The 16492-nt window shown below is 68.4% G+C and carries 18 protein-coding genes and 1 tRNA gene; 9 read left to right on the forward strand and 10 right to left on the reverse strand.

Going from position 1 to position 16492, the window contains the following annotated elements; genetic code table 11:
• Positions 1-53 precede the first annotated feature (53 nt).
• Positions 54-794: an SDR family oxidoreductase gene (locus JT689_RS12090; RefSeq protein WP_136361001.1), complete on the forward strand. Its 741-nt coding sequence runs from the start codon at positions 54-56 to the stop codon at positions 792-794.
• A 15-nt stretch (positions 795-809) separates the two neighbouring features.
• Here JT689_RS12090 and JT689_RS12095 read toward each other — a convergent pair whose 3' ends face one another.
• Positions 810-1007 carry a hypothetical protein gene (locus JT689_RS12095; protein ID WP_010903970.1) on the reverse strand — a complete coding sequence of 66 codons (198 nt, stop codon included), beginning with the start codon at positions 1005-1007 and terminating at the stop codon, positions 810-812.
• Positions 1008-1061: 54 nt separating this feature from the next.
• Entirely contained in the window at positions 1062-1634 is a 573-nt protein-coding gene (locus tag JT689_RS12100; protein WP_136361002.1) for a hypothetical protein, read from the reverse strand.
• Positions 1635-1723: 89 nt separating this feature from the next.
• Between JT689_RS12100 and uvrA the strand changes: the two genes are divergently transcribed.
• From uvrA to JT689_RS12115, 3 genes are all read left to right on the forward strand, one after another.
• Positions 1724-4672 (forward strand): excinuclease ABC subunit UvrA, encoded by a 2949-nt coding sequence (uvrA, locus tag JT689_RS12105; RefSeq protein ID WP_205251304.1) that lies wholly within the window; start codon positions 1724-1726, stop codon positions 4670-4672.
• 71 nt (positions 4673-4743) lie between these two features.
• A complete protein-coding gene (locus tag JT689_RS12110) occupies positions 4744-5661 on the forward strand; it encodes a hypothetical protein (RefSeq protein ID WP_205251305.1) in 918 nt (305 codons plus the stop codon).
• A gap of 66 nt (positions 5662-5727) precedes the next feature.
• Positions 5728-6807 (forward strand): geranylgeranyl reductase family protein, encoded by a 1080-nt coding sequence (locus JT689_RS12115; RefSeq protein WP_205251306.1) that lies wholly within the window; start codon positions 5728-5730, stop codon positions 6805-6807.
• Positions 6808-6814: 7 nt separating this feature from the next.
• Here JT689_RS12115 and JT689_RS12120 read toward each other — a convergent pair whose 3' ends face one another.
• From JT689_RS12120 to JT689_RS12130, 3 genes are all read right to left on the reverse strand, one after another.
• Positions 6815-8188 (reverse strand): UDP-N-acetylglucosamine 2-epimerase, encoded by a 1374-nt coding sequence (locus JT689_RS12120; protein ID WP_205251307.1) that lies wholly within the window; start codon positions 8186-8188, stop codon positions 6815-6817.
• A 68-nt stretch (positions 8189-8256) separates the two neighbouring features.
• Complete coding sequence (locus JT689_RS12125; RefSeq protein WP_205251308.1) at positions 8257-9291, reverse strand: aminomethyltransferase family protein; 1035 nt, start codon at positions 9289-9291, stop codon at positions 8257-8259.
• Between the two features lie 44 nt (positions 9292-9335).
• Positions 9336-9635: a DUF6432 family protein gene (locus JT689_RS12130; protein ID WP_010903977.1), complete on the reverse strand. Its 300-nt coding sequence runs from the start codon at positions 9633-9635 to the stop codon at positions 9336-9338.
• A gap of 81 nt (positions 9636-9716) precedes the next feature.
• On the opposite strand from JT689_RS12130, the gene JT689_RS12135 reads away from it, so the two are divergent.
• Positions 9717-10658, forward strand: coding sequence for a hypothetical protein (locus tag JT689_RS12135; protein WP_205251309.1), 942 nt, complete (start codon positions 9717-9719; stop codon positions 10656-10658).
• Positions 10659-10702: 44 nt separating this feature from the next.
• Positions 10703-11095 (forward strand): DUF5611 family protein, encoded by a 393-nt coding sequence (locus JT689_RS12140; RefSeq protein ID WP_010903979.1) that lies wholly within the window; start codon positions 10703-10705, stop codon positions 11093-11095.
• A 108-nt stretch (positions 11096-11203) separates the two neighbouring features.
• Here JT689_RS12140 and sepF read toward each other — a convergent pair whose 3' ends face one another.
• Complete coding sequence (gene sepF / locus JT689_RS12145) at positions 11204-11560, reverse strand: cell division protein SepF (protein WP_010903980.1); 357 nt, start codon at positions 11558-11560, stop codon at positions 11204-11206.
• A gap of 152 nt (positions 11561-11712) precedes the next feature.
• Here sepF and JT689_RS12150 point away from each other — a divergent pair, with 152 nt between their 5' ends.
• Positions 11713-12441, forward strand: a complete 729-nt coding sequence (locus tag JT689_RS12150; RefSeq protein WP_205251310.1) for a DUF1028 domain-containing protein — start codon at positions 11713-11715, stop codon at positions 12439-12441.
• Between the two features lie 22 nt (positions 12442-12463).
• On the opposite strand, the gene JT689_RS12155 is transcribed toward JT689_RS12150, so the two are convergent.
• On the reverse strand, positions 12464-12943 hold the full coding sequence (locus JT689_RS12155) for an RNA-binding protein (protein ID WP_010903982.1): 480 nt from the start codon (positions 12941-12943) through the stop codon (positions 12464-12466).
• Positions 12944-13025: 82 nt separating this feature from the next.
• Here JT689_RS12155 and JT689_RS12160 point away from each other — a divergent pair, with 82 nt between their 5' ends.
• Both JT689_RS12160 and JT689_RS12165 read left to right on the forward strand, forming a co-directional pair.
• Complete coding sequence (locus tag JT689_RS12160) at positions 13026-13301, forward strand: hypothetical protein (RefSeq protein ID WP_010903983.1); 276 nt, start codon at positions 13026-13028, stop codon at positions 13299-13301.
• A 42-nt stretch (positions 13302-13343) separates the two neighbouring features.
• On the forward strand, positions 13344-14633 hold the full coding sequence (locus JT689_RS12165) for a ribonuclease R family protein (RefSeq protein WP_010903984.1): 1290 nt from the start codon (positions 13344-13346) through the stop codon (positions 14631-14633).
• Positions 14634-14752: 119 nt separating this feature from the next.
• Here JT689_RS12165 and JT689_RS12170 read toward each other — a convergent pair.
• The 3 genes from JT689_RS12170 to tuf form a co-directional block, all read right to left on the reverse strand.
• Positions 14753-14824 (reverse strand) — tRNA-Ala (locus JT689_RS12170).
• Between the two features lie 88 nt (positions 14825-14912).
• On the reverse strand, positions 14913-15221 hold the full coding sequence (rpsJ, locus tag JT689_RS12175; RefSeq protein ID WP_010903985.1) for a 30S ribosomal protein S10: 309 nt from the start codon (positions 15219-15221) through the stop codon (positions 14913-14915).
• A 3-nt stretch (positions 15222-15224) separates the two neighbouring features.
• Positions 15225-16490, reverse strand: coding sequence for a translation elongation factor EF-1 subunit alpha (gene tuf, locus JT689_RS12180; RefSeq protein WP_010903986.1), 1266 nt, complete (start codon positions 16488-16490; stop codon positions 15225-15227).
• Positions 16491-16492 lie beyond the last annotated feature (2 nt).

Genomic DNA, 16492 nt, shown 5'->3' on the forward strand with positions numbered 1-16492 from the left:
GGTCGTGGCCCGCGACCAGCATAAGCATATGCCCGCCGCCCGCAGGTGCGCACATGCACGCCCCCGACCTCGCCGGCCGGACTGTGCTCGTCACCGGGAGCGCCCGCGGGCTCGGCCGCGGCCTCGCGCTCTCGCTCGCCGACTGCGGTGCCGCCGTCGCCATCCATTACCACACCAGCGCCGACGCCGCCGACGAGGCCGCCGCCGAAGCCCGGGCGCTCGGCGCACCGGCAGTCACGACGGTCCGCGGCGATGTCACCAGTCCCGACGCCGTCGACCACATCTTCGACACGGTCGAAGCCGACATCGGTCCCGTCGACGTGCTCGTGAACAACGTCGGCGCGTTCGCGCCCACGCACTGGACGGAGATCGACGCCGACACCTGGCACACCGTCCTCGACACCAACCTCACCGCGCCCTTCCTCACCGCCAAGCGCGCGCTCCCGGGGATGCGCGCCCGGTCGTGGGGTCGCATCGTCAACGTCGGCTACGCGTCCGCCGAGAAGGGACTGGTCAACCCCACGAACTTCCCGTACTTCGCGGCCAAACAGGGGCTGTTGATGTTTACCCGCATGCTCGCCGCCGACACCCAAGACGACGGCATCACCGCCAACGCCGTCTCGCCGTACGTCGTCCAGAACTCCGACGAGTTCCCCGCCGACGCACCACGTGGCCGGTGGGCGACCGTCGAGGACATCGCGAGCGTCGTCCGGTTCTTCTGCGACGCCGACAGCGGTTACGTCTCCGGCGAGAACGTCAACGTCGACGGCGGCTGGCTGCCCGAGCACGTGTAGCCGCCGAACCGGCCGCTACTCGCCCCGCTGGCTCCACGGGCCGACGCCGGCGAACCGCCCCAGCGCCCAGCCGGCGGCGAACGGCGCGACGACGGCCAGACACGCCAGCCCCACCCACCGACCCGGCGGCGGCTGCATCGCGAGGAACACGAGGTAGGCGACGCCGACCACGGGCAGCGACCGTGCGAGCAGCGAGCGCGACTCCGATGGCATCGCCTCGGTGTTTGCCCGCACTCGCTGAAGAACCCCGTGCTCGCTGCCGGGCACTCACTGGTTTTCGAGCGCGTCGATCACGCAGGCGGCGGCCACGACACCCTCCTTGGGGATGGTGCGTGCGTCGTCGATGGTGACCGTGTACGTGTCCTTCACCGAGAACTGCCCCTCGATGGCGCCGACCGCCCGCCCCTCGGGGTCGTAGATGTCGTATTTGTTCGGCACGAGGTTCACCACGCCGATGAGGTGGCGGAGCGCCGACAGCACCGTGCTCCGTGACTCGATGGTGGCAAGCGCGTCGCCGGTGTCGGGGTCCCGGATCGTCCAGTTCTCCGCGAACAGCGAGTAGTCCTCATCGAGCACCACCACGTCCTCGCCGGTGGTGTCGTCGACGATGGTGTACGTGCCGCCGATGTCGAGTATGCCCCCCGCCGCCACGGTGAACGCCGGGTCACCGTCGTCGGTGACAAACGGGAACTGCTCTTTGAGCTTGAACAGCTTCTGTTTCGCTTTCAGCACCACCTCGCCGTCGGCGTTCCGGACGTCGTACTTGTTCCGCACGAGCGCCTGCCTGACCTCGAAGCTGTCGCCGTCGAGGTCGACGGCGGCAATGTCGTAGTCGGCCATGTCGTGTGCTGTTTCGGCCCACTGAAAAGCCTTCCCTGCGTTCGCTGGGACCGATAGACCTTCCGTGGTCGGTCCCCTGTGCTCTCCCAATGAGCGAAGAGTACATCGAGGTCCGTGGCGCCGAAGAACACAACCTCACGGACCTCGACGTGGAGCTTCCCCGCGAGTCGCTGAACGTCGTCACGGGGCTGTCCGGATCCGGGAAGTCGTCGCTCGCGTTCGAAACGATCTACGCCGAAGGGCAGCGCCGGTATATCGAGAGCCTCTCGGCGTACGCGCGCAACTTCCTCGGGCAGATGGACAAACCACAGGTGGAGTCCGTCGAGGGGCTCTCCCCGGCGATCTCCATCGACCAGAAGAACGCCGCGAACAACCCCCGGTCGACGGTCGGCACCGTCACCGAGCTCCACGACTACCTGCGACTGCTGTACGCCCGCGTCGGCACGCCACACTGCCCGGAGTGTGGCCGCGAGGTCGGCGAGCAGTCCGCCCAGCAGATGGTGCGGCGCATCTTCGACCTCCCCGCAGGAACGAAAGCGAAGCTGCTCGCACCGGTCGTGCGCGACCAGAAGGGTGCCTTCGAGGACCTCTTCGAGGACCTCGTCAACGAGGGGTACTCGCGGGTGGCAGTCGACGGCGAGTCCTACGACCTCGCGTACGACGACCCCGACCTCGACGAGAACTACGACCACACGGTCGACGTGGTGGTCGACCGTGTGACCGTCACCGAGGACGCCCGCTCCCGGATCACTGACAGCGTCGAAACCGCCCTCGACGAAGCCGACGGCGTGCTCAAAGTCGTCGTTCCGGACGCCGGACCCGACACCGAACTCGGCGGCGCGACGGCGCGCTCGACCGGCGACCTCGCCGACGACGCCGCCGACGACCGCCTCGTCGTGGAGTTCAGCGACGCCCTCGCGTGCACGCATTGCGGCATCGACATCAGCGAGATCGAGACGCGCAGCTTCTCGTTCAACAGCCCCCACGGGGCGTGTCCCGAATGCGAGGGCATCGGGAACACCAAGGAGGTCAGCGAGGACCTCGTCGTCGTCGACACCTCCAAGCCGATCAAAGACGTCTTCGAGGCGTGGAGCTACCAGCGCTCGTACTACCGCACGCGCCTGGACGCCGTCGCCGCGCATTTCGGGGTCAGCGTCGACACGCCCTTCGACGAGCTAGACGACGCCGTCCAGCAGGCGTTCCTCTACGGCACCAGCGACGAGGTCGTCTTCGAGCGCTCCACGAAAAACGGCACCCGCCGCAAGGAGAAGCGCTTCGAGGGCGTCATCCCGAACCTCGAACGCCGGTACGTCGAGACGGATTCGGAGTCCACCCGGGACCACATCGAGACGTACATGTCCGTGACGACGTGCCCGGCCTGCGACGGCACCCGCCTGAAGCCGTCCTCGCGGGCCGTCCTCGTCGACGGCACCCCGATCACCGACGTCAACCGGATGAGCATCGGCGACGCCCTCGCACAGTTCGAGGGGATGGAAGCCGAGCTGGACGCCCGGGACACCAAGATCGCCGCCGAGATCCTCAAAGAGATCCGCGCCCGCCTCGGGTTCATGACGGAAGTGGGCCTGGAGTATCTCACGCTGGACCGCGAGGCGTCGACGCTCTCCGGAGGGGAATCCCAGCGCATCCGCCTCGCCACCCAGATCGGGTCCGGGCTGGTCGGCGTACTGTACGTCCTCGACGAGCCCTCCATTGGACTCCACCAGCGCGACAACGACCGGCTGTTGAACACCCTCGAAGAGCTGCGGGATCTCGGGAACACGCTGATCGTCGTCGAGCACGACGAGGAGACGATGCGCCGCGCCGACACCGTTGTCGACATGGGGCCGGGGCCGGGCCGCCACGGCGGCGAGGTCGTCGCCAACGGCAGCGTCGCCGACGTCATGGCCGCCACCGACTCCATCACCGGCGACTACCTCGCGGGCCGCGAGCAGATCCCCGTCCCCGACGAGCGCCGCGACTACGACGACACGCTCACCGTCACGGGTGCCCGCCAGCACAACCTCCGGAACCTCGATGTCGACTTCCCGATCGGCGCGTTCACCGCCATCACGGGCGTCTCCGGCTCGGGGAAGTCGACGCTCATGCACGACATCCTCTACAAGGGGTTGGCCCGCGAGATGAACGACAACACGAGCGTCGACCCCGGCGACCACGACGCCATCGAGGGCACCGAACACGTCGAGACGGTGCGGCTCATCGACCAGAGCCCGATCGGCCGCACGCCCCGCAGCAACCCGGCCACCTACACCGGCATCTTCGACTACATCCGGGAGAAGTTCGCGCAGACGAAACTCGCCACGCAGCGCGGCTACAAGAAGGGGCGGTTCTCGTTCAACGTCAAAGGCGGCCGGTGTGAGGCCTGTGGCGGCCAGGGAACCCAGAAGATCGACATGAACTTCCTCTCGGACGTTCACGTGCCCTGCGAGGAGTGTGGCGGCGACCGCTACAACGACGAGACGCTCGACGTCACGTTCAAGGGCAAGACGATCGCCGACGTGCTCGACATGAGCGTCGAGGAAGCCCACGACTTCTTCGAGGCCGACAGCCGGCTCGGCCGCCGCCTCCAGTTGCTCGAAGACGTCGGCCTCGACTACATGCGCCTCGGCCAGCCGTCCACCACGCTCTCCGGGGGGGAAGCCCAGCGCGTCAAGCTCGCCGAGGAGCTGGGCAAGCAGTCCTCGGGGGACACGCTGTACCTCCTCGACGAACCCACCACCGGGCTCCACAGCCACGACGAGCGCAAGCTCATCGAGGTGCTCCAGCGGCTCACCGACCGCGGCAACACCGTCGTCGTCATCGAACACGAGTTGGATCTCGTGAAAAACGCCGACCACGTCGTCGACCTCGGCCCCGAGGGCGGCGCGGCCGGCGGCGACGTCGTCGCCACCGGAACCCCGGAGGCGGTCGCGCGCACCGACGACAGCCACACCGGCCGCTACCTCCGCGATAAGCTCCCGGCGGTCGACCGCGAGGGGCCGCGAAGCGGCCGCGAGAAACCGGCGCTGAGCGACGACTGATCCGCCCGCGAACTCAAACGCGCGTTTGAACCCGCCAAGCCGTAATACCGCCGCCCCGCGTACGGCCGTGTATGCACCGCCGACCGTTCCTCTCGCGGCTCTGTCTCGGGGCTGTGGCCGCAACCGCGGGCTGTCTCTCTCGGCGCGACGACCGCGACCACTCAGCCACGTCACGCACCCGATCGACGGGCACGGATGCGTCGCCCCCGCCCTCGGCTGACCGCACGCGCGTCGCGGCCGGCGACACCGCCCGCCGAACCGTCGGCACCGGCAGCCTCGATGCGGGCGGGCTCCGGCGGCCGGCCCGCATCGCGTTCACCAACCCCACGAGCGAGCCACACGACGGCACGCTCACGATCTCCCGGCGCGGCGAGCGCGTGCTCGACGAGCCGGTGACCCTCGCCGCGGACGCGAGCCTGGTCGCATCGCTCACCGACCTGGACGCCTACACCGCGCGGGTGTCCGGCCCCACGCTGCGCGGCGAGCAAACAGCCACCCTGCGTCCGGGCGGGTTCACCTGCAACGCCACGAGCACCGCCATCACCGTCCAGGACGACGCCACGCTTTCGTCCACGCGCGTCTCGACGCGGATGGCGTGTCCGGGGGTCGTGACCGACGACGTGGCGGCCGGCGACACCGCGACTGAGACGGTGGGCGCAGCCGGTGCGGGCGGCGACTACGCGTTGCGCCTCTGGAACGCCACCGCGGCGTCGTGGACGACGCGGCTCCGCGTCGACACCGACTCGACACCCCGCTTCGACGGCGTCTACACCCTCGCCCCCGACAGCACGGCGGTCGTTCGGCTGCGCGACCGCCGCGCGTACACCGCCTCGATGCGAGTGCTCGGGACGGAAGCCACGGCGACCGCTCGGGTCACGCCGGCCGACTTCGACTGCCCCAGCGCCGCAACGCGGGTGTCGATCGACGCCGCCGGCAGCCTCTCCGTTGCCCGTGACCCGTCGGCGTCGTGCACCACATCGTCCGTGTAGCTGCCGTACGCAGCCGCCAGCCGCGAGGGAGAAGACCTTTGCTGGCCACCGGACTACCACGCGATGATGTACGACTTCGTGGTCGTCGGTGTCGGCCCCGCCGGCGCGCGGTTCGCCCGGCGCGCGGCCCAACAGGGCTACGACGTGATCGCGTTCGAACAAGGAGACCTCGGCACGCCGCTCGCGTGCTCGGGCCACGTCAGCCTCGACGTCTGGGAGTTCGTCCCCGACGAACACCACGACGCCCTGTTCCAGAACGACATCCGGGGGGCGCGCTTCCACCTCGGCGGCGCGGACTCGTCCGCCCACCCGTTCTACAAATCCACCCCGATCTCGAACGCCATCGACCGCGTCCACCTCGACGAAGTCCTGGCCGAGGCCGCCCGCGACGCCGGTGCTGACGTCCGCGAACACCACACGGTCACCGACGTCACCGAACACCGCGACCGGGTCACCGTCACCGCCCGCGGCCCCGACGACTCCATCGACGTCACCGCGAAGATGGTGGCCGGCAGCGACGGCCCGCGCTCCCGCGTTCGGGACGCGCTCTCGCTGCCCGACCCCGACGAGTTCCTGCACGGCGCGCTCGCGTTCGACCCCGACCCCGACCACCAGGACTTCGTGGACGTCCACCTCACCGTCCCCGGGTTCTTCGCGTGGCGCATCCCCCGCGGCGACGCCGGCGTCGAATACGGGCTCGCAGCCGCCCCCGGCGAGGACGTCGCCGGTCGCTTCGACGACCTCGTCGCCGACTACGGCGTCGACGTCGAACACCGGTGTTCCGGTCTCATCCCCATCGGCCCGCCGGACACCGTCACCAGCCACCGCGGGTTCCTGCTGGGCGACGCCGCCGGGCAGACCAAACCCTTCACCGGCGGCGGCATCCGCTACGGGATGACCGCCGCCGACGCGGCCGCCCGCGAACTCGACCCCGACCGCCCGGGCACCCTCGCGGGCTACGAGCGCGCCTGGCGGGACGCCCTCGAACGCGAGATCACGCTCGGCCACCTCGTGCGGGCGGGCTACTCGATGCCGACGCCCATCCAGTCCGCCGGCCTGCGGCTGTTCTCCGGGGAGATCGCGGTCGACATGGACAAACCGACCAGCCTGTTCTCACTCGACCAGGCGCGGGCGCTGCTCCGGTAACACAGCCCTACAGGTAGTCGAAGGCCTGCTCGCTGCCCGCGTCGAATCCGAGCCGCTCGTGCGCCCAGTCGAAGACGCCGTCGTCGGCGCGCGCCCGCAGGAACTCGACGATCTCCTCGCCCACGTCGGCCCCGTAGAGTGCCTGCCCCGACCGCATGCGCTCGCGGACGTCGTCGGTCTCCGCCACGTGGGTGATCATGTCCGCGACGAACGCGCCGCTTGTCGGGGGCACCAGGAGGTTCGTGTTCGCGTCGAACACCGTCTCCGGGCGGTCCGTGCTGAACCGCGCCGTGAGACACAGCGCCGCCTCGATCTCGTTGAGCTCCTCCTGCATGCTCCCGGAGTCGGTGAACTCCGCGAAACACTGCCCGGATTCGAGGAACTCGTAGACGTGGGCGTGTTTCTTCCACAGCCCCGTGAACAGGAAGTTCTCCCGCTCGTCGGCCAGCCGCTGGAGGCGCTCCCGGTAGCCGTAGTTCTCCAACGCCCGCTTGGTGGCGTTCAACTCCACGAAGTTGACGTTGTAGCCGCGCTCGACCAGCTCGATGACGCCCTCGACGATGGCGGTGAACCGCTCGGGCAGGAGGTTCGCGCGCCGGTGGATGTCCACGCGCAGCCAGTCGTCGCGCGCTTCCAACACCGGATACACGTCGAACACGCTCTCGCCGTCGTGATCGCGTTTCATCTCGATGGCGTCCACGACCGAGTTCCCGACCACCGGCATCCGCTCGTGGCCGTCGACGCTGCGCGGATACCCCTCGCGTTCGAGGTGCTCGCGGTTCAGCGCCACGGGCGCGAACTGGTAGATCGACGCCGCCGAACCGACGAACGTGTCGTACTGCTCGGGGAACGGCTCGGTCCGCTCGACGTGCCAGTCACCGCGCCACTGCTCGCGGATCACGGCCGCCGGGTCGTCGGTGGTCTCGTACGCCGGCGCCATCCCCCGCAGCCCGGCCTCGTTGTGCGCGACCTGCTGGTTCGTGGCGAACATCCACGCCTGCGGGAAGACGCCGGCGGCGTGCGTGTCACCGTGCACCATCGGCAACACGGTGGTGTCCGGCCACGCCTCGAGGCGCTCGGCCAGCGTTTTCACCGCCAGCATCATCTCCGCGGTCTTCTGGGTCAGATCGCCCCTGATCCCCAGGTCGGCCGCGATGTGGGGCTCGATCCCGTACTCTTCGAGCCCGTGCCCGAGCACGTCGTCGTAGTGCTGGCCGGTGTGAATCACGAAACACGGCACATCGTTGGCTTCGGCCGCGGCAACGACGGGGGCCTGCTTGTAGAAATCCGGCTTGGTCGCCGTCACGACCGCGAGCACGAAGTCGCCGCGGTCCATCTGGGCGGCCAGCCGGTCCTCGTAGATCGTTGGGGCTGCGTCCATGCCAGCGCGTTCGCCGAACACGGTAATAACAGTCGTGTTCCCGAGCGCGCCGCCGATCCGCCAGCCGCCTAGTACTCGGGCCGTCGGCGCGACCGCTCGCCGGTGTCGACGAACGGCGGCTCGACCACCGCTGCATCGACCCGGTCCCCGTCCGCCGCGACCGAAAGCTCGCCGTGCCATTCGCTCACCACGGCGAACGCCAGCGGGTCGCCCCGCATCGGACTCTCTGCCGCCCGCGTCACCTCGCCGACCCGCGATCCGTCGGCGTACACGGCCGCCTCGGAGGCCGGCAGTGCGTCGGGCGCAAGCCCCACCAGGCGGCGGTGGGGCTTCCCGGCAGCCGCGGCGTCACTCCCGTCGAGGCGCGCGAGCCCGAGCGTGGCAAGCGTTCGACCGGCGAGCTCGGACGCGAACAGCGGCGCCCCGGCTTCCAGCGTCAGCGTCTCCCACGTCTCGCGGCCGAACGGCACGGCGTTCAATCCGCGAACCAGCAGCGTCTCGAACACGTCGTCGGCGTCTTCGGCGGCGCACACGACCAGATACCCCTCCTCGCCGGCGAGGTCGTCGTCGCGCACGACCGTCACGCCGCCCTCCATCTCCCCGCGGACGAACCGCAGGCGCTCCTCGGGGGGGCTTGCCCGGTGCAGCACGCTCGCCACCTTCTCAGTGGCCTGTGGGCCGTGGACGCCGAACGTCCCGAACTCGCCGGTCGACAGCGTGACCGCGGCGTCCCGGCTGCCGGCACGCTCGCGCCACCGGCTGGCAACCCTGTCGCCCTCGCCCGCCGGCACGAGAGCCAACAGCCGGTCGTCGGTCGCAAACACGTATCCGTCCGCGCGCACACGCCCGTCGTCGCAGACGACCACGTACGCGCCGCGCCCGTCCTCGGTCGGTACGCCACCCGACACGCCGGCCGCAACGACCTCGTGGGCGTCCTCGCCGGTCGCCACGACAACGTCGAACGCGTGTTCGGTCACCCCGGCCGCGTTCCTGACGGCGCGATGCGTGCGGTCGGGCCGCCCGTACTCGACGGGCACCGCCCGCCCCGCCACCTCGCGGAACGTCGCACCGTGCGCCTCGTGGGCCGCCCTCACCACAGTCATATCCAGTATCTCGCCGCCCGCAGGGGGTAAACCCACCGCATCGATCAGAGGCCGATCCGCCGCCGGATCGCGTCCAGGACCGACGACTCGTCGGTCGCGTCGTCAGTCGGGCGGGCCACAACGCGCTCGTCGACTCTGAACTTGGTTCTGCCCTCCGCTTCCTCGGCGTGCACGAGTCCCGCGGCCGTCAGCGACGCCAGCGCGGCCTCGATGTCGTCGATGCTGACATCCACGCCCGTCCGCAACTCGAAGACGGTCATCCCGTCGCCGGGGCGTTCAGCGAGCGCATCGAGGACCGCAACCTCCGTCTGGGGGCGGTCTCGAAACTCGCGCTTCGCAGGCATACGTTATCGAACGGTCCCCGGTGTCTTAGCCGTGTCCCTGAACGGTAGTCTTTTGCCGTTGGGCTGGGTACGACGCTCCCAATGGGTATCAGGTGTTCCCTGCTCGGGCACGACTACGGTGAGTCGTTCGTCGAGCGGGACCGCGAGGAGCGCGGAAACGAGGTTGTGGTGACAGAACGCGAGCTCCGGGAATGCCAGCGCTGTGGGTCCGAACACGTCACAAGCGAGAACACCGAAGTGCGGCCGCTTGCGGACTCCCAGTCGACACCTGACTCCGCGGAGGACGGCGACACCGACGCCACGCAGGCAGCCGATGGCACCAGCAGCGCCGCGTTCTCGACCGCCAGCGAGGCCGTCGATCACACGACCACCGACGCATCGGCGTCCAGCAACACCACACCGGCGGACGGCAGCGGCGCCGACGACGCGGTCATCCTGGAGGAGTCCACGGCCGACACCACGGCCGACGAGGACAGTCCCGGCCGCGACCAGTGGACGGAGCCCGCCGACCCCGAGGTCGATCCGGACAACCCCACAGCGGCGGCGTCCGCCGACCCGGACGACGAGGCCGTCGAGTTCGTCGACGCCGACCCGGACGCCGACGACGATGCCGCCGGCGTGGACACGTCCCAGGCGACCGCCGACGCGACCACGACCGCAGCCGACGACACGCCGGCGGACCGCGACCACGGCGAGTGGCCCGAGCCCGACGGCGAGGACGAGGGGTTCGACGCAACCCCCGACCGCGGCACGGACCCAGCCGGTGACGCCGATGTCGTCGCGCCGACCGCGACCGACGCCGACACCAGCACCTTCGAGTTCGAAACGACGGCGGACCCCGACCCGATGGACGAGACCGAGTTCACAAGCCCCGGAACCGTCGACACCGACGGCAATGACGACCTCGATTTCACGCTGTTCTGCCCGGAATGTGGCTTCGAGCAGTACGCCGCCGGGGCCAGCCTGCGCGCCGGCGACATCTGCCCGGAGTGCAAGCGCGGCTACCTCGGTGAGGACCGCTGACGGCACACGAAGGGACTAAAACCCTCGCTGCCGTTCTCGCGGTCATGAAGGAGTACAAGATGCGGCGGGGGGAGTATCTCGACGAACGCGTGTCTGATATGCTGGCGACTGTCGAGGAGTATTTCGGCGACGTCACCGACACGAAACGGTTCAAGGACAGCGACCTCTACGTCGTCGAAGACCCCGACAACCCCGTGTTCAAGCGCATCGTCGCCGGAACCGTCGAATACGCCGGGAAAAAAGACAAGCTCGGCGTCCAGTTCGAGGAACGGCCCGCCGAGGACGTGATCGCCGAAGGCAACGCCGACGCGGCCGCCGACGCCGTCGACGCGAAAAACGACTTCCTGCTCGAGGCGACGGGCCGAGACGCCAAGTCCCGCCGCGACTCCATGAAGCGCAGCGTCGAAGACGACGCCGAAAAACCCGACACCGTCTAGTCGACCGCCGTTCTGCCGTCCTCTCCGTGGTCACAGCCGCCGCCGACGCCACACGCATCGGCGCGGCGGTCCGTACGGCACCACTCGGCCGCCGGCTCTGTCGAGCAGTCAGGGCCGGTTGAGCTTCTCACGGCTGATCCCGATCCCGTTCGGCGTGACGATCAGCTGGTCGTCGCCTTTCTGCACGATGTCGCCGCCGACCTCCCTGGCGACCTGGCGCAGCTCGTCGATGACGTGTTCGACGGTCCGATCCTCCGTGCGAAGGCGCGTGATGTCCGCGACGACGAGATCCCCGTCGTACACCGCGTCCTTGATCGCGATGACGTCTTCCTGGCCGTCGATCTCCGCGATGTGCACGGCCACGCTCGCCTCGCCGGCGTCCGCATTGAAGTCGTCCGCATCCAGCTCAACGTAATCCTCGGTGGAGCTGCCGTTCCCACGGAGGATCTTATTCATGAATCCCATACGGTAGACACCAACCCGCCGCGTTCATAGTTCTTGCGTCAGACGGGGTGAACCGCCCGGTTGCGCACGCTCGCGCCGCCTCACCCCCGATCACGGTGGGGTCGACTGCCGGTTCGATCAGGTCTTTGCTGCTGCAGGCGCTCGCCCCGAGCGTGACGTTCAGCATCTGCGTTCGAGAACCCTACACCGCCGACGGCGACCAGCAGTACCGTTTCGGGGTTGCCGTGACGACCCGACTCCCCGGGGTCGGCGTCCCCTGTCCACACGTCAACGAGCACGGCGCGGTCGCCACGCAGAGCGTGACCAACCCCCGACTGGGGTCGGCGGGCGTCGACTACCTCGCCGACGGGCTCGGCGTCGAAGACGCGCTGCAGGCACTCCTCAACGCCGACGACAACAGCTCCGAGCGACAGCTTCACGGCGTCGGCCGCACCGGGTCGTTCGCGTTCTCCGGCGACGACTGCAACGGCTGGTACGGCGACCGTGCCGGCGAGAACTACACCGTCGCCGGCAACCTCCTCACTGGCGACGCGGTCGTTGAACGCACCGCCGCGGCGTACGAGGACCAACGAGTCGACGGTGCAACCGACGCCGAAGACGCCGACCCGCTTGCCAGCCGCCTCATCGACGCCCTGGGCGCGGGACAGGCCGCTGGCGGCGACAAACGCGAGGCGCTCACCGTGCAGAGCGCGGCGGTCACGGTCGTCGACACGGGGGCCGCGGAGTCACCGTACTGGAACGACCTCCGGGTCGACGCCAGCGAGGATCCGATCGTCGACCTCCGGGAGACGTACCGGCTCGCGAAAGCGGGCTACGAGGACGCCATCGAACTGTACGACGACCCCGACGAGGAGGACGCCCCGGCGACGGGAACCGACTGACGGACCCGGGTCACCCCGACGGTCAGACCGAGAACTCGAACAGCTCGTCGCCGACGTGATGCAGCGACGACACGACCTTCCCGGACTCACCGTCCATCTCGGTGCCGTCGACGAGCGCCCGCCCCACGGCCAGCGTCTTGCCGTGTGCTGCCTCCTGGATCACGACCAGGTCGCCGGCAGTGATCTCCGGCGACGCCGCCGTGATCCCGGGTCGCATCACGTCTGCACCGTCGCTCACGAACGACACAGCACCGGCGTCCACAGTCACGACCCCCGTCGACGGGTCGGTGCGGTTCGCGCCCGCGACCGTGACGAACGGCTCGCCGTCGGGATACCACACCAGGGGGTCGCCGTCCACGAGCACGATCTCGAACTCCTCGTCGGCGAACGTCACGCGCTCGTAGGCGTCGCCATCCAACTCGACACCCAACCCCGTTCGGAGCGCGTCGCCGATCTCGTCGATGTCGTCGCTTCGCAAGTGGTGCCGTGAAGACACGTCCATACGTGTCCTCGGGGCGCCTCCAGCCATAAATCGACCGCTGTCTGCCCAACGGATAAGTGCCCGCCCGGTGAACAACCGCGTGATGTGGGCCGACCACGATCCCGTCACCTGTATCGCGTGCGGCGACACCACCGCACGCAGCGACGCCCGCGAGTACGACAAACACGGCGACCGCTGGACGCGCACGGACAAGGAGTTCGAATACCTCTGTAAACCCTGTTTCCGTCGGCTCACCAAACACGCCCGCGATGGCCTCGAAGCGGCCCTCGACGACGCCGGCGCGGGTCGGGTCCCCGACGACGAGTTCCTCGCCCGGTTCCTCGACGCCACACGCGAAGACACCGCCGAACGCGAGTAGGGTGGCGACACCACTAACTACGCCACCCGGCTACTGGTAGCCATGAGCGATTCTGAACCCGCCCAGGGGTCCATCGAGGACCAGGGTCCCGTCGAAATCTCGCCCGAACTCGCCCGCCAACTCGAAAACAAACGCGACGACCTCTTCGAGAAGTTCGACCTCCACGACGAGTTCCCGCCGGACGTCGTCGCCGAAGCCGAAGCCCGCACCGAAGACGTCCAAGCGGAGATCCAGGCCGAAATCGAGGACCGCGCGGACATGCGCCCGCTGCCCACGTGGACCGTCGACCCCGTCGACGCCCAGGACTTCGACGACGCGATCTCCGTGCTGGAACGCGACGACGAGTACGTCCTCTGGGTGCACATCGCCGACGTCACCCACTACGTTCACCCGGACTCGGAGATGTGGGCGGAAGCCATCGACCGCGCGAACACTGTCTACCTCCCCGGGTACACCATGCACATGCTCCCGCCGGTGCTCGCCGAAACGGTGTGTTCGCTGGTGCCCGGCGAGGACCGCCTCGCGCACACCGTCGAGATGCACCTCGACAAGGACGACCTCTCGTATCAGACCATCGAGATCTACAAGTCCGTCATTCACAGCGACGAACGGCTCACCTACAAGGACGCCGAACAGCGCCTCGACGACGAAACCGCGCCCCTCCACGACGACCTCTCGCTGGTGTTCGATCTCGCCGACCAGATGCACGAGCAGCGCAAGGCCGAGGGGAGCCTCGTGCTCAACCCCCGCCGCGACCGCGCCCACACCATCATCGAGGAGTCGATGCTCAAGGCGAACAAGGCGGTCACCCACGAACTCATGTGGAACCGCGGCGTCGAAGCCGTCTACCGCGTTCACCCCCAGCCGTCCCCCGAGGAGTGGGACGACGCCCTCCAGGAGATCCAGGAACTCAACGGCGTCTCCATCCCCGGCGACGCCTGGGACGACCCCCGGAAGGCGGTCAACGCAACCCTCGAACAAGCCCCCGAGCGCCAGCTCGGCAAGATCCAGTGGGCGGTGATGAAGGTGATGCCGCGCGCGCGATACATGAACGACCCCTTCGGCGGCCACCACGCGCTCAACTTCGAGATCTACGGCCACTTCACCAGCCCCATCCGCCGCATGAGCGACCTCGTGAACCACTGGATCGTCTACCAGAACGACGTTCCCGAAACCCTCATCTCGCTCTGTGACCGCGCCAGCGACAAACAACAAGCCGGTGAAACCGCCGAACGCGAATACCGCGACTTCCTCGAAGAGGTCGGCCTCGACCCCGACGCGGTGAACAACCGCGGCGTCACGGTCGTCGACTCACCGACGACCTCCTCGTAGCCACCACAGACGGTGCCTCACACCGAGCCAGGGGGTCGGACACAGCCGTAACTGTTCTCTCTCGACTCGGCACCACGACACTACGGACCGACGCGTCGCTTTGCGGGCAAATACAGGAGTGGACTCGCTGGGATTTGAACCCAGGGCCTCTTCCTTGCGAAGGAAGCGATCTACCGCTGATCTACGAGCCCGCGACCGCGCAGAAACGACCGCGCGGCGAGGTCGAACATCGAAGACGATGCGAGCCGAAAACGGCCCTCATGGGGCCACGGTGGCGGCTCAGTCTTCGAGGACGATCTCGATGTTGACGTCGTTGGGAACCTGAATCCGCATCAGCTGGCGGAGCGCGCGCTCGTCCGCGTCGATGTCGATGAGACGCTTGTGGACGCGCATCTCCCAGTGCTCCCAGGTCGCGGTCCCCTCGCCGTCAGGGGACTTCCGGGACGGCACTTCGAGGGTCTTCGTCGGCAGCGGGACCGGACCGGAGACTTTCACGCCGGTTTTGTCCGCGATCTCCTGGACTTCGCCACAGATGTTGTCGAGGTCGTCGGGATCGACGCCGGCGAGACGAACGCGTGCCTGCTGCATGGATTAGGCTTCGTCGACGTCCAGAACTTTCCCGGCCGCGATGGTCTGACCCATGTCGCGCACGGCGAACGAGCCGAGTTCCGGAATCTCCGAGGACGGCTCGAGGCTGAGTGGCTTTTGCGGGCGCACGGTGACGACCGCTGCGTCGCCGGACTGGATGAAGTCCGGGTTCTCCTCCTGGGTCTCGCCGGACGCCGGGTCCATCTTCTTGTCGATGGATTCGATGGTACACGCGACCTGTGCGGTGTGCGCGTGGAAGACCGGCGTGTACCCGGCGGTGATGACCGACGGGTGCTGCATCACGACGACCTGCGCTTGGAAGGTGTCGGCGACCGACGGCGGGTCGTCGGCCGGACCACAGACGTCGCCGCGACGAATGTCGTCCTTGCCGATGCCGCGTACGTTGAACCCGACGTTGTCACCGGGCTCCGCGTTCGGCACTTCCTCGTGGTGCATCTCGATGGTCTTGACCTCGCCACCGACGTCGCTGGGCTGGAAGCTGACGTTGTCGCCGGTGTTCATCACACCGGTCTCGATGCGTCCGACGGGAACGGTACCGATCCCGGAGATCGTGTAGACGTCCTGGATCGGGAGCCGGAGATCGGCGTCCGTCGGCGGCTGTGGCACCGGAAGCCCGTTGAGGGCCTCCAGGAGGGTGGGGCCGTCGTACCACGGTGTGTTGTCCGAGTGGTCCGAGACGTTGTCGCCCTCGAACGCGGAGGTCGCGATGAACTTCGCGTCGTCGGGGTTGAAGCCGACCTGCCCGAAGAGGTCTTTGACGCCGGAGACCACTTCGTTGTATTTGGACTCGTCGTAGTCGACGACGTCCATCTTGTTGACAGCGACGATGAGCTCGTCGATGCCAAGCGTTCGCGAGAGGAAGACGTGCTCTCGCGTCTGGGGCGCGACACCGTCGTCAGCGGCGACGACGAGGACGGCGTTGTCGGCCTGGGACGCACCCGTAATCATGTTCTTCACGAAGTCGCGGTGGCCAGGACAGTCGACGATAGTGAACTCGTACTCGTCGGTGGTGAACTCCTGGTGGGCGATGTCGATGGTGACACCGCGTTCGCGCTCCTCGGCGAGGTTGTCCATGACGTAGGCGAACTCGAAGCCGCCCTTGCCCTTCTCCTCGGCCTCTTCTTTGTGCTGTTCGATGACGTGCTCGGGTACGCTCCCCGTTTCGTAGAGGAGGCGCCCGACCATCGTGCTCTTGCCGTGGTCGACGTGGCCGATGACGGCCAGGTTCTGGTGGCGGTTGTCGCTCATAT

Origin of the sequence: Halobacterium sp. GSL-19, from assembly GCF_016917855.1 — an archaeon.
In the GTDB taxonomy this organism is placed as follows: domain Archaea; phylum Halobacteriota; class Halobacteria; order Halobacteriales; family Halobacteriaceae; genus Halobacterium; species Halobacterium salinarum.